Source organism: Amycolatopsis sp. cg9 (assembly GCF_041346945.1).
Taxonomy (GTDB): Bacteria; Actinomycetota; Actinomycetes; order Mycobacteriales; family Pseudonocardiaceae; genus Amycolatopsis.
Window position 1 is genome coordinate 7012794 of the sequence record NZ_CP166850.1, and the last position, 13136, is coordinate 7025929.

The following is a 13136-nucleotide window of genomic DNA, read 5'->3' on the forward strand; positions in this document are numbered from 1 at the left end:
ACCGAGCCGCATGCCCGGGGCCGACCGAGCCGCCTGCCCGGGCCGATCGAACTGCCTGCCCCGGCCGGGCGGACGGCCCGCTTCGGGTGCGGGGCGGCCCTCTCGTTCCTCGGCGCCGGGTGCCCGCCGGTGCCGATCACCACCTCCGGCGCCACCCCGTATCCGCCGGTACCGCACCGCGCTCGGCCCGCCTCGCCGCGGAGCCGCTCCCGCCCGGCGTTCCGCGAGGCGGGCTCCTGGCCGGCCTCGCCACCCCGAAGCGAAGGAACCCCTGACGATGACCATGCACCTGAGGGCGAAAGCCGTCGCCGGCCCGGCGCCCGAGGTCGACGCGCGCGAGCCGGTCGCCCGCCTGCTGCGGGACCTGCGCACCGCCGTCACCGGGCTGACCGCGCGCGAAGCCGCCCGGCGCCTCCAGGCGAGCGGCCCGAACGCGCTGCCCGCCCAGCACGGCGCGAAGTGGCCGCTGGCGCTGCTGCGGCAGCTGATCCACCCGCTGGCCCTGCTGCTGTGGGTCGCCGCCGGGCTCGCCTGGTTCGCCGGGACGACGAACCTCGCGCTCGCGATCGTCGGTGTCATCCTGCTCAACGGCCTGCTGGCGTTCGTCCAGGAGCAGCAGGCGGAAAAGGCCGTCGAAGCGCTCGGCCGCTACCTGCCCGACCGCGCGGCGGTGCTGCGCGACGGCACCGTCTGGCACGTGCCCGCGACCGAGGTCGTGCCCGGGGACGTGCTGGTGCTCGCCGAGGGCGACCGCGTCCCGGCCGACGCCCGGCTCGTCGAAGGCACCCTCGACGTCGACGCGTCGATGCTGACGGGGGAGTCGGCGCCGGTGACGCGGATGGCCGACGTCCACGACGACGCGACCCGGCCGCTGGAGTCGCCGGTGCTCGTGTTCAGCGGCACGGTGTGCGTCGCCGGCGCCGCGCACGCGGTCGTGCACGCCACGGGACGGCACACCGAGATCGGCCGGATCGCGTCGCTCTCGGCGCGGGTCGGGCGCGAGGAGAGCCCGCTGGAGCGGCAGGTGCGGCGCGTCGCGTGGCTGATCGCCGGCGTCGCGGTCGTGGTCGGCATCGGGTTCCTGCCGCTGGGCTGGCTGGCCGGGCTGTCGTGGTCGGCGGCCTTCGCGTTCGCGATCGGCCTGCTCGTCGCGAACGTCCCCGAGGGGCTGCTGCCGACGATCACCCTCGCGCTGGCCGCCGGGGTCCGGTCGATGGCCAAGGAAGGCGCGCTCGTCAAACGGCTGTCCGCGGTCGAAACGCTCGGCTCCACGACGGTGATCTGCACCGACAAGACCGGCACCCTGACCCGCAACGCGATGCACGTCGAAGAGGTCCGGGACGGCCTGGGCGCGCCGCTGCCGGACGCCGGTGCGCTGGCCGCGTCCCTCGCGCGCTGCAGCACCGCCGACCTCGCCGCGGAGAACGGCGATCCGACGGAGCTGGCCCTGCTGGGCTACGCGGCCGCCCACGGGACCGCGCTCGACCCGGCGGCCCGCGAGACCGCGCGGCAGACCCTGTACTCGTTCGACCCCCGGCTCAAGCGGATGTCCACTGTGGATTCCATCGCCGGTTCGCTCTTCGTGGCCACCAAGGGCGCGCCCGAACAGGTGGTGCCGCGGTGCGCGTCGGCCCTCGACGCGTCCGGCGCGGAGGTGCCGCTGACGGGCGCGCTGCGGGAGCGGATCATCGGACGCGTCGACGAGATGGCGGGCCGGGCCCTGCGCGTGCTGGCCGTCGCCCGCCGCGGCGTGCCCGCGGTGCCCGGCAGCCGCGACGAAGCCGAGTCGGACCTGTGCCTGCTGGGTCTGGTGGGGCTCGTCGACCCGCCGCGCCCCGAGGTCGCCGCCGCGGTCGCGGACTGCCATTCGGCGGGGATCACCGTCCACGTCGTGACCGGCGACAACGGCTTGACGGCGGCGGAGATCGCCCGCCGAGTCGGGATCGGCGCGGACCGCGTGATCAGCGGCGACGAGCTCTCCCGGATGCCGGAACCGGCGCTCGACGAAGCGCTCAAGGCCGACGGTGAGATCGTGTTCTCCCGCGCGGCACCGGAAGACAAGCTGCGCATCGCCGACGCGCTGCGCGACTGCGGCGAAGTCGTGGCGATGACCGGCGACGGCGTCAACGACGCACCCGCGCTGCGCCGCGCGGACATCGGCGTGGCGATGGGCGTCGGCGGCACGGACGTCGCGAAGGAAGCGGCGACGGTGGTGCTCACGGACGACAACTTCGCGACCATCGTCGCGGGCGTGCGGGAGGGGCGGCGGGTCTTCGACAACGTCCGCAAGTTCGTGCTCTACATCTTCGCGCACGCGGTGCCGGAGGTGCTGCCGTTCCTGCTGTTCGCGGTGTCCGGCGGGATGATCCCGCTGCCGCTGACGGTGCTGCAGATCCTGGCGATCGACCTGGGCACGGAAACGCTGCCCGCGCTGGCCCTCGGCCGCGAACCCGCGGAGCCGGGCCTGATGTCCCGCCGCCCGCGGCGCCGCTCGGAGGGCGTGGTCACCGGCCGGATGCTGCTGCGGGCGTGGGGGATCATGGGCCTGCTGTCGGGGATCCTGGTGCTGGGCGCGTACTTCGCGGTGCTGTACGCGGCGGGCTGGCACCCGGGCGCGGACGTCTCGGCCGGAGCCCCGCTGCACCACGCGTACCTCCAGGCGACGACGGCCAGCTTCGCGGCGATCGTGTTCTGCCAGATCGGCACGGCGTTCGCGTCCCGCACGGAGCGGGTCTCGCTGCGGGAGATCGGCCTCACGACCAACCGCCTGCTGCTGGGCGGCATCGCGTTCGAGATCGTCTTCGCGGCGGCGCTGATCTACCTGCCACCGCTGCAGACGCTGTTCGGCACCGCGGCGTTGCCGGCGTGGGTGATCGCGCTGATGCTGCCGATGCCGGTCCTGGTGTGGGGAGCCGACGAGCTGTTCCGCTGGGTCACCCGCCGTCGCTGATCAGCGGCCCGCGCATTTGGTTGGTGCAAACTGCCGGCTTCGAGCAGACGACTCCGAACAACTGAATCCAAGCAGACCAGGCCTGGGGCACCTGGTCGGTTTGGGTGCGGTGCTCTTTCCCGACGAACCCGCGGAAGGCAAAAAGGTGCGCGCCGAGCTGCAGCGCAGGACGATCGAAGCGGCGGTCGAGGCCGGGGTGAAGTCGGTTTCCGTCGTGTGGGCCCGGGGCCGCGTCGAATGGGGAGTGCCCCGGGTACGTGCCACAATCCTGGGATTTCTCTACGACAAGGTGTCCGACTTCCTGAAGAACCAGTATCCGCCGGGGCGAGGAGTCTTCATCCCGGACGAGCCGGGCGGTAACTCCGCCGAACAACACGCTTGGCTCGCGGAGACGCTTCCCCGCAAGAACCAGGGAACCAAGTTCACCGCGCCGACGCAGATCGTGCTGCCGATTCTGATGGCGCCGTCCGACCGCGTCCCTCAGCTTCAGCTCGCTGATCTTGTCGCGGGACAAGTACGGGCGGGTCGGCGGAACGGGTCTCACACTCTGGCGGCCCGATCTCGCGAACCTCTACTGGCACGTCTGCGGCGATACGACTCGATGGCACCAAGGCGCAGAATACGATCTGCCGCACGACGGCTGGGACTACCACGACAACGCCGGGATCCCTGCAGCTTGAGGAACCCCGGCGACAGAACGCGGTCTCAGGCCGGGGCGAGGTGGCGGGCCGCCTCGGGGGTGATGACCACCACCGGGCAGCGGGAGAAGCGGACGCACTCGCGTCCGACGCTGCCCAGCACCAGGTCGGCCACCGCGCCGCCGCGGTGGGTGCCCAGTACCAGCAGGTCCGCGTCGGCCGAGGCGGTCACCAGCTCGGTCGCCGGGTCGCCGTGGACCGTGCGGGTCTCGATCTCGGCCGCGCTGCCGGCGGCGAGGCCGGCGAGGTGGTCGTCCAGCGAGTAGCCGGCTTCCGGCACGCGGCCGTGCGGCTGGATCGCGAAGGACGTGCCCGGCAGCAGCGTGTCCCGCGGCCGGACGAGGATCGCGCGGACGACGTCCCCCGCGTGCGCGCCCACCTCGAGCGCCCACCTCAAGGCCGCGTCGCCGCGGGGGGTGCCGTCCGTCCCGACGACGATGATGCGGCCCGTGCGCGGTTTCGGGGAAGTCATGGCAGGTCTCGCTTTCTCTTCAGTGTCACCGCGATCGTGCGCCGTCCGCACCGGTGCCGGTAGGGGCCGAATTCCGCCGGAGCAGGGGACTTTGTGCTCCGGTGCCGTCCCGGGGGCCCGGCGACCATGGCCGGAGCGGAGCGTCCGGTCTCCGCGATGAGGAGTGACCGCGATGACCGCCGCAGCACCGGCAGCCCTGACCCGCGAGCAGATCGGCGTGCTCGCCCGCGCGGTGAGCCGCGCGCCTTCGGTGCACAACAGCCAGCCGTGGCAGCTGCACGTCCGCGGGACCGAGGTGGACCTGCTCCAGCGCCGGACCGTCGAACTGCGCCGCCACGACCCGTTCGGCCGCGACCGGCTGCTGTCCTGCGGCGCCGCGCTCACGAACCTCGAACTCGCGGTCCGCGCGCTCGGCCGGGACTGCCACGTCGACCGGCGGGACGGCGAAGACGTCGTCGCCGCGGTGACGATCGGCCGTCCGAAAGCGGCCTCCCCCCGGGACTACACGCTGTTCCAGGCCATCGGCCGCCGCCGCAGTCACCGGCGCGCGTTCCACCACGGCCGGGTGCCGCAGGGCGTCCACGCCGCGCTGGTCGCGGCCGGGGAGGCGACCGGCGTGCACGTGGCGGCCCCCGCGCACCTGGAAAAACTGGCCGAGCTGCTCGGCTTCGCCACGCGCGTGCTCCGTGAGGACCGCGGCTACCAGCGCGAATTGGCGATGTGGACCGCGCACACGACGGTGACCGGGGACGGCGTCCCCGAAGAAGCGCTCAGCTCCGAAGCTCTGCCGGTGGCGGGCTTGGTGCGCCCCGATACCCCGGTGCCCGACGACGCCGTGCTGGCCGAACGGCTGGCCGTGGAGAACCTCCTGGTCGTCTGCACCGACGGCGACACGCGGGCCGAGCACCTGGCCGCCGGCGCGGCCCTGCAGCGCGTCTGGCTGACGGCGACGGCGAAAGCACTGGTCGGGTCGATCATCACGCAGCCGTTGCACCTGACCGGCTTCCGGGCCCGGCTCGTTTCGGAGCTGGCCCTGCCGGGCGTGCCGCAGGCGATCTTCCGGTTCGGCTACCCCGCGGTCCCGGCCGCACCCTCGCCGCGGCTGCCGCTCGGCGAACTGTTCCCCGACGGACCCTCAGGAGGACTCCGATGACGTACGTACGCGACCTGGCCGAGATCCGGCTCTCCGACGACGAGACCGTCGGCGGCAAGGGAGCCAACCTCGGCGAGCTGATCTCCGCCGGTTTCTCCGTGCCGGGCGGCTTCGTGATCTCCCGCGACGGCTACTGGGCCGCCCTCGAGCACGCGGGTGTCCGCGCCGAACTGGCCGATCTGCACGCCAAGGCGGTGGCCAACGTGGACGACACGACGGCGCTGGCCGACGCGTGCGACCGGATGCGCGACCTCGTCCGCCTCGCCGGGCTCACCGGTGAACTGCGCGACGAGATCGCCGCCGCCTACGAGGGCATGGGTGCTTCGACGCCGGTCGCGATCCGGTCGTCGGCCACGGGGGAGGACGGCGCCGAAGCCTCCTTCGCCGGGATGAACGCCACCTACACCAACATCTGGGGCGACAACGCGGTGGCGGAGCGGGTCATCGACTGCTGGACGTCGCTGTTCAGCCCGCGCGTGGTCAGCTACCGCGCCAGCCGCGGGTTCACCGGCGAGCCGGCCATCGCGGTCGTCGTCCAGCGCATGATCCAGTCCGAGCGCTCCGGCGTCATCTTCACCGCCGACCCGCGCACCGGCGACCGCGACCGCGTGGTCGTCGAAGCCGTGTTCGGCCAGGGCGAGGCGATCGTCAGCGGGGCCGTCGAGCCGGACACCTACGTCGTGGGCAAGAAGGAACTGCTCATCCACTCGGTCCGGGTCGGCAGGCAGACCCACAAGATCGTGGCCGAGGCGGGCGGCGGCGACGTCACGATCGAGCTGCCCGAGCCCGCGGGCGGCCGCCGCGTCCTGAGCGACACCCTGGTGCTGGAGCTGGCGCGGATGGCCTCGCGGGTCGAGGAGCACTACGCCGTGCCGCAGGACATCGAGTTCGCGATCGCCGACGACGAGATCTTCCTGGTCCAGTCGCGCCCGATCACCACGCTGCCGCCGCTCACGGCGGTGACGGCCGAAGCCCTCGTCACCGGGCTCGCGGCGTCGCCGGGCGAGGGCAGCGGCGCGGTCCGCGTGCTGCACGACCCGGTCGAGGCGAAGCACCTGCGGGACGGCGAGGTCCTCGTCGCGCCGATGACCAACCCGGACTGGGTGCCGGCGATGCGCCGGGCCGCCGCCGTGGTCACCGACGGCGGCGGGATGACCTGCCACGCCGCCGTGGTCGCCCGCGAGCTGGGCGTGCCGTGCGTCGTCGGCACCGGGGACGCGACCCGCGTCCTGGCCGACCGCACCCTGGTCACCGTCGACGGCACCAAGGGCGAGGTCCGGGCCGGGGCGTCGAAGAAGGCGCCCGCCCGCGCCGAAGCCGTCGTCGCGCCGGTGGCCCCGGAAGCCATCGGCACCAAGCTGTACGTCAACCTCGCCATGCCCGACCACGCCGAAGAGGTCGCCGCCCAGGCGGTCGACGGCGTCGGCCTGCTGCGCGCGGAGTTCCTGCTCACCGAGGCCCTCGACGGCCGGCACCCGCGCGACCTGCTCGCCAAGGGCGAAGAGCGGTCCTTCGTGGACAAGATGACGGCGTCGCTGCTCGAGATCACGCGGCCGTTCGGCACCCGCCCGGTCGTCTACCGCGCGACCGACCTGCGCACCAACGAGTTCCGCGGCCTGGCCGGCGGCGAGGAGTTCGAGCCGGTCGAGAGCAACCCGATGATCGGCTACCGCGGCTGCTACCGCTACGTCCGCGAGCGCGACCTGTTCGCCCTCGAACTGGAAACCCTGGCCCGGGTGCGCGAGCAGACGCCGAACCTGCACCTGATGATCCCGTTCGTCCGCACCAAGTGGGAGCTCGAGGAGTGCCTGGAGCTGGTCGACGCCAGCCCGCTCGGCCGGCAGCGCGGGCTGCACCGGTGGATCATGGCCGAGGTCCCCTCGGTCGTGCACTGGCTGCCCGAGTACGCCGGGATGGGCATCGACGGCGTCTCCATCGGCAGCAACGACCTCACCCAGCTGGTGCTGGGCGTCGACCGCGACTCGGCGCAGTGCGCGGAGCTGTTCGACGAAGCCGACCCGGCCGTGCTCGACGCGATCGAGAAGATCGTCCGCATCGCCCGGCACCGGAACATCACGTCGTCGCTGTGCGGCCAGGCTCCCTCGACCAAACCCGGCTTCGCCGAGCACCTGGTGCGCTTCGGGATCACGTCGATCTCGGTCAACCCCGACGTCCTCGGCCCGTCCCGCGCGGCCATCGCCTCGGCCGAGCGCCGGATCCTCCTGGAGAGCACGCGATGAGTGCGGCGATCGAGATCCGGGGGCTCCGGAAGTCCTTCGGGCACACCCGGGCGCTCGACGGGCTCGACCTGACCGTGGAGACCGGGGAGGTGCACGGCTTCCTCGGCCCGAACGGCGCCGGCAAGACCACGACGCTGCGCCTGCTGCTCGGCCTCCTGCGGGCCGACGGCGGCGAGGTGCGCCTGCTGGGCGGCGACCCGTGGCGGGACGCGGTGCCGCTGCACCGGCGGCTGGCGTACGTGCCCGGCGAAGTGTCGCTGTGGCCGAACCTCACCGGCGGCGAGGTCATCGACCTGCTCGGCCGGCTTCGCGGCGGCCTGGACCCGAAGCGCCGCGAGCGGTACCTCGAACTGTTCGAACTGGACCCGCGCACGAAGGGGCGGGCCTACTCGAAGGGCAACCGGCAGAAGGTGGCGGTCGTCGCCGCTCTCGCGTCCGACGTCGAACTGCTGCTGCTCGACGAGCCCACCAGCGGGCTCGACCCGTTGATGGAGCAGATCTTCCGCGAGTGCGTCCGCGAGGAACGCGAGCGGGGCCGGACGATCCTGCTGTCCAGCCACATCCTGTCCGAGGCGGAGGCCCTCTGCGACCGGGTCAGCATCATCCGCGCCGGCCGACTGGTCGACTCCGGCAGCCTCGACGAGCTGCGCCACCTGAGCCGGACCACCATCACCGCGCGGCTGTCCGGCGCGCTGGACGGCCTCGCGCAGCTGCCGGGGGTGCACGACTGCGCCACCGACGGCGACCGCGTCCGGCTGACGGTCGACAACGCCGAGCTGGCGACCGTGCTCGGCCTGCTGAGCCAGTGCGGGGTGCGGAGCCTGACCAGCACCCCGCCGACCCTGGAAGAGCTGTTCCTGCGCCACTACCGCACCGAACCCGGCCGGACGGCGGTGCCGGCATGAGCTCGCTCACCGGCACCGGTGCGCTGGTCCGGCTGGCGGCGCGCCGGGACCGGGTCCGGCTGCCGGTGTGGACCGCGGTGTTCACCGCCGTGGCGGCGTCCTCGGCCGCGGCGACCGCGGCGGTCTACCCGGCCACCGGAGACCAGCGGGCCGCGGCCGACAGCATCAACTCGGTCCCGGCCCTGGTCGCGCTCTACGGACCGGTGTACGAACCGACGCTGGGCGCCACGTCGGTGTTCAAACTGACCGCGTTCGGTGCGGCCCTGATCGCGCTGCTGATGATCTTCACCGCGGTCCGGCACACCCGGGCCGAGGAGGAGGCCGGGCGGCGCGAGCTGCTGGGCTCCGCCGTCGTCGGCCGCTTCGCCGGCTTGGCGGCGGGAGTCGTCGTGACGTCGGTGTCGAGCCTGGTCCTCGGCCTCTTCAGCGGGCTGGGACTCGCGGCGGCGGGACTGCCGGTGGCCGGATCGCTGGCGTTCGGCCTCGCCTGGGCGGGCGCCGGGCTCGTCTTCGGCGGGCTCGCCGCGCTCACCGCCCAGCTGACCAAGAGCGCCCGAGCGGCGTCGGGGCTCGCCGTCGTCGCCCTGCTCGCCGCGTACTTCCTGCGCGCGGTGGGTGACTCCGCCGGTCCGCGCCCGCTGTCCTGGGGCTCGCCGATCGGGTGGGCCCAGCAGGTCCGGCCCTTCGCCGGCGACGTCTGGTGGGTCCTGGTCCTCCCGCTGCTCGCCACCGGCGCGCTGGTCGCCGTCGCGGTCGCGCTGGCCCGCCTCCGCGACATCGACGCCGGGCTGCTGCCGGACCGGGCGGGCCCGGTGCACGCCGGCCGCGCCCTGACCGGCGCCTGGGGCCTGGTGTGGCGCCTCAACCGGGCCAACCTGGGCGCCTGGTGGGCCGGGTACGTCCTGATGGGACTGGTACTGGGCGGCCTCGCGGGCAACGTCGGGAAGATGCTCGACAGCGCGGGCGCCCGGGCGTTGATCGCCGCGCTCGGCGGCGAACAGGCGATGGAGAACGCGTTCCTCGCCGCCGAGTTCTCGATGGCGGCGGTGATCACCTCGGCGTACGCGATCACCGTCCTGGTCCGCCTGCGGGCCGAGGAGCGGGCGCTGCGCGTCGAACCGCTGCTGGCCACCGCGCTCGACCGCCGCCGCCTGCTGGCGGGGTACCTGCTGCTCGCCGCGGGCGCGCCGGTGGTGCTGCTGACGTCCTTGGGGCTCACGGCCGGGCTGGCGTACGGGGTCCGGCTCGGCACGCCCGGCACCGAGGTCGCCCGGCTCGTCGGCGCGGGGCTGGCCCAGCTGCCCGCGGTGTGGGTGCTGGCCGGGCTCTCGGCGGCATTGTTCGGCCTGCTCGCGCGGGCGGTCGCGGTCGCCTGGGCCGCGCTGACGGCGTTCCTGCTGCTCGGCGAGTTCGGCGTGCTGCTGAAGCTGGACCAGTGGGTGCTGGACCTGTCGCCGTTCACCCACTCGCCGAAGCTGCCGGGCGCGACCGTCCAGGCCGCCCCGCTGCTCTGGCTCACCGCGCTGGGCGCGGTGCTGGTCGTGGCGGGCGTGGCGGGGTTCCGGCAGCGTGACGTCGCCGGCTGAGGTGGAAGGGAAGAAACGATGTCCGATGCCCGAGGATCCCGTGCCGCCGCGCTCAGCGCCGCCCGCCGGGCGTCCGTGCGCTACCGCACCAGCCCGTGGCCGGGGCGGCTGCACGTGACCGGTCACCGGCCGGCGTCGCACCTCGACCCCGCGCTGACCTTCCTCGGCGGGCCCACCGGCGCCCGCCACCTCCTCGAGCTGACCGGCACCCGCGTCCTGGTCGGCTGCGGGCTGTTCGCCGGTCCGGACGCGTTGTGGCGGCGCAACTTCTCGCCCGGTCCGGACGCACTGCACACGGTCGGCGCGGTGCTCCTGCCGAGCGCCGACCTCGGGCACGCGGGGTTCCTGCCGCAGCTGGTCGCCGAGGGCTGGCACGGCCCGGTGTTCGCGACGCCGGGAACCGCCGCGCTGCTCCCGGTCGCGTTGTCCGAGGCCGCGAAGCAGTTCACCGAAGACGCGCTCGCCGCCGAGGCCGGTGGCTGGGCCGGGCCCGGGCCTGCCGTGCCGCCGTTCCGCGCGGAAGACGTCGCCCGGGCGGTCGCCCTCGTGCAGCCGGTCGAGTACGGCACCCTGCGGAAGCTCGACGGCGCGGAGTTCGAGTTCGGCCGGGCCGGCGGGCGGCTCGGGGCCGCGTGGGTGCGGATCCGGGCCGGCGGCCGGTCGGTGGTCTTCGCCGGCCCGCTCGGCGCGGCGGAGCACACCACGCTGCGCCCGCCGGATCCGCGGCCGCGGTCCGACGCCCTGGTGCTGGCCGCGCCGTCCCCGCCCGGCGATGGCCACCTGGCCGGCCGGTTCGCCGCGGCGGTGCACCGCGCGGTGCGACGCGGGGGCAACGTCCTCGTGCCGGCGTCCGCGGTCGGCGGCGAAGGGCTGCTGACGATGCTGGACGAGCTGACGGCCGCGGGCGAGCTCCCGAAGCTGCCGGTGGTGCTGGACAGCCCCGCCGGTCTCTCGGCCGTCGAAGTCCACCGGCGCGCCGAGCGCGAACACTGGCACGAGCTGCACCGCGGCGGACGCGCCGGCGTTCCCGCCGGGCTGGTCGAGCAGGCTCCCGACCGGCCGTCGATCATCGTCGCGGGCCTGGCGACGGCGGACTCCGGCCGCGTGCTGCGGCACCTGGCCGAGCTGCTGCCGGACCCGCGCGCCGGGGTCGTCCTGCTGGGCCGGCCGGTGCCGGGAACCCGGGCGGCCCAGCTCGCGGGCGGGGCCCGCCAGCTCAAGATCCACGGCCGGTACGTGCCGGTCCGGGCCGAGGTGACCGCGCTGGGGAGCACCGGCGAGTTCGCGGGGCCGGCGGAGGTGCTGGCGTGGGCGACCGCGGCACCCCGTCCGGAGACGGCGTTCGTGGTCGAGGGCGAGCCCGGGGCTTCGCGCGCGCTGGCGAAGGCGCTGCACGCGGAGGCCGGCTGGTGCGCGGTGGTCCCGGAGGACGGGGAACGCGTGCTGTGCTGAGCGGCTACCGGTCCAGGGTGAGCTGCTGCCGGTGGAAGGCGAAGTGCCGGCTCGGGTAGCGATAGACGTCGGCCATCGTCATGGTCGGCCGGAAGAAGGGGTCCCACCGGGTCGGGTAGTGCATCCCGCGCGCGAGGTCGGCTTCGGTGGCGCGGTCCAGGCTGCGGTGCAGCGACGCGATGATGTGGTCGAGCCAGGCGGCCGCGCGCCGGGGCCCGATCAGGCCGCCACCGCACGAACCGAGGTAGTTGATCACGTGGAAGGGGGGAGTGGCCGCGTTCAGCGCGGCGGCGAACCGGCGGCTGACGGGGTCGGGCAGCCGGCCGAAGAGGCGGACGAGCACCAGCAGCGCACGCACGATCTGGTAGCCGAACACGAGGTGGAAGAGCAGCTGCCGGTTGGTCCACCGGGTTCCCGCCGACCGGCGGCGCAGCTCGGCGGGCGTCGCGGCGGCCACCAGCTCGTGGAGGGTGGCGCGGTCGCGCTCCCACTGTTCGTGCACTGCTCGCCGGTCCATGGTTCGGCCCTCCGCTCGCGCCGGTCGAGCATCCCACCGGCCGGCTGAAACCGGCCTCAGCGACGGGCCCGGGGGTCTTTGGTCCCTCCGGGTCGTGACGCGTGACCGTCGTGGGGGAGCGCCGCCGCCGGTGATGCTGGGTGCGTTCGTTCCCGAGCCACCCGGAGCCCGCGATGACCCGACCACTGCCCACCGTGTTCGACCAGGCCCTCGCTTCGGCCGTGCGCGCGCCATCGCCGCACAACACCCAGCCCTGGCGGTTCGTCGTCGAGCACGAGGTGATCGAGGTGTGGCTGGACCGCGACCGCGTCCTGGGCATCGCCGACCCCCACGGGCGCGAAGCCCGGCTCGCGTGCGGAGCGGCGGCGTTCAACCTCGTCATCTGCCTGCGGGCCAACGGGCTCGCCGCGATCGTGCGGATGCTGCCGGACCCGGCCGAGCCCGACCTCGTCGCGGTCATCCGGCTCGACGGCAACCAGAAGGCCACCGCGCTCGAGCGCAAGCTCGCCGACGCCGTGTTCCGGCGGCACACCAACCGCCGTCCGATGCTGGACAGGGAGGTGCCGGCCGCGGCGCGGACCGCGCTGAAGTCCGCGGCCCTGCACGAGGGCGGGCAGATCGAGTACCTCAACGTCTCCGGCCGGTACAGCACGGTGGCGTCGCTGGTCCGGCAGGCCGAGGCGCAGCAGGCGGACGACGTGGCCTTCCGGGCCGAAGCGGCGTTCTGGACCCACCGGGAGCCCGACAGCCCCGACGGCGTGCCGCGGATCGCGTCCGGCCCGCCCCCCTACGGCCCGGGGATCGTGACGTTGCGCGCGTCGCACGAGAACGAGGACCTGCCCCCGCGCGAATACGAACAGGAACCGCTGCTCGGGGTGGTGCTGACCCGGGATCGGGGACCGCACGCGGAGGTCCGGGCCGGGATGGCGATGCAGCGGGTGCTGCTCACCGCGACCGCCGAAGGCCTGGCGACGTCGTTCCTGTCCCAGCCGTTCGAAACCCCGCGGACGCGGGAGTCGCTCGACCACATCTTCACCGGGCTCGGCCAGCCGCACACCCTGCTGCGCATCGGCTACGGCTCGCCGACCCGGCTCACGGCCCGCCGGCCGGTCGAGGACGTCCTGACCCAGCGCACCGGGCCGGACGTGCCGGCGAGCTGACGC

9 protein-coding genes are annotated in these 13136 nt (G+C 74.2%); 7 read left to right on the forward strand and 2 right to left on the reverse strand.

Annotated features, from left to right (window positions below):
• The first annotated feature begins 277 nt into the window (after positions 1–277).
• A complete protein-coding gene (locus tag AB5J73_RS32720) occupies positions 278–2950 on the forward strand; it encodes a cation-translocating P-type ATPase (RefSeq protein WP_370962580.1) in 2673 nt (890 codons plus the stop codon).
• Positions 2951–3655: 705 nt separating this feature from the next.
• On the opposite strand, the gene AB5J73_RS32725 is transcribed toward AB5J73_RS32720, so the two are convergent.
• Positions 3656–4120 carry a universal stress protein gene (locus AB5J73_RS32725; RefSeq protein WP_370962581.1) on the reverse strand — a complete coding sequence of 155 codons (465 nt, stop codon included), beginning with the start codon at positions 4118–4120 and terminating at the stop codon, positions 3656–3658.
• 172 nt (positions 4121–4292) lie between these two features.
• Here AB5J73_RS32725 and AB5J73_RS32730 point away from each other — a divergent pair, with 172 nt between their 5' ends.
• Genes AB5J73_RS32730 through AB5J73_RS32750 form a run of 5 tightly spaced genes read left to right on the forward strand, consistent with a single transcriptional unit; the run spans position 4293 to position 11456 of the window.
• Positions 4293–5273, forward strand: coding sequence for a nitroreductase (locus tag AB5J73_RS32730; protein WP_370962582.1), 981 nt, complete (start codon positions 4293–4295; stop codon positions 5271–5273).
• Positions 5270–7513 carry a phosphoenolpyruvate synthase gene (gene ppsA / locus AB5J73_RS32735; RefSeq protein ID WP_370962583.1) on the forward strand — a complete coding sequence of 748 codons (2244 nt, stop codon included), beginning with the start codon at positions 5270–5272 and terminating at the stop codon, positions 7511–7513. Before AB5J73_RS32730 ends, ppsA begins: the two co-directional genes overlap by 4 nt.
• Entirely contained in the window at positions 7510–8418 is a 909-nt protein-coding gene (locus AB5J73_RS32740; protein WP_370962584.1) for an ATP-binding cassette domain-containing protein, read from the forward strand. Before ppsA ends, AB5J73_RS32740 begins: the two co-directional genes overlap by 4 nt.
• Positions 8415–10004, forward strand: coding sequence for an ABC transporter permease (locus AB5J73_RS32745; protein ID WP_370962585.1), 1590 nt, complete (start codon positions 8415–8417; stop codon positions 10002–10004). Before AB5J73_RS32740 ends, AB5J73_RS32745 begins: the two co-directional genes overlap by 4 nt.
• An 18-nt stretch (positions 10005–10022) precedes the next feature.
• Positions 10023–11456 (forward strand): MBL fold metallo-hydrolase, encoded by a 1434-nt coding sequence (locus AB5J73_RS32750; RefSeq protein ID WP_370962586.1) that lies wholly within the window; start codon positions 10023–10025, stop codon positions 11454–11456.
• 4 nt (positions 11457–11460) lie between these two features.
• Here AB5J73_RS32750 and AB5J73_RS32755 read toward each other — a convergent pair whose 3' ends face one another.
• The gene (locus AB5J73_RS32755; protein WP_370962587.1) at positions 11461–11973 is read right to left on the reverse strand and encodes a DinB family protein; all 513 of its coding nucleotides are present in this window, start codon (positions 11971–11973) and stop codon (positions 11461–11463) included.
• A gap of 173 nt (positions 11974–12146) precedes the next feature.
• Between AB5J73_RS32755 and AB5J73_RS32760 the strand changes: the two genes are divergently transcribed.
• The gene (locus AB5J73_RS32760) at positions 12147–13133 is read left to right on the forward strand and encodes a hypothetical protein (RefSeq protein ID WP_370962588.1); all 987 of its coding nucleotides are present in this window, start codon (positions 12147–12149) and stop codon (positions 13131–13133) included.
• Positions 13134–13136: the final 3 nt, after the last annotated feature.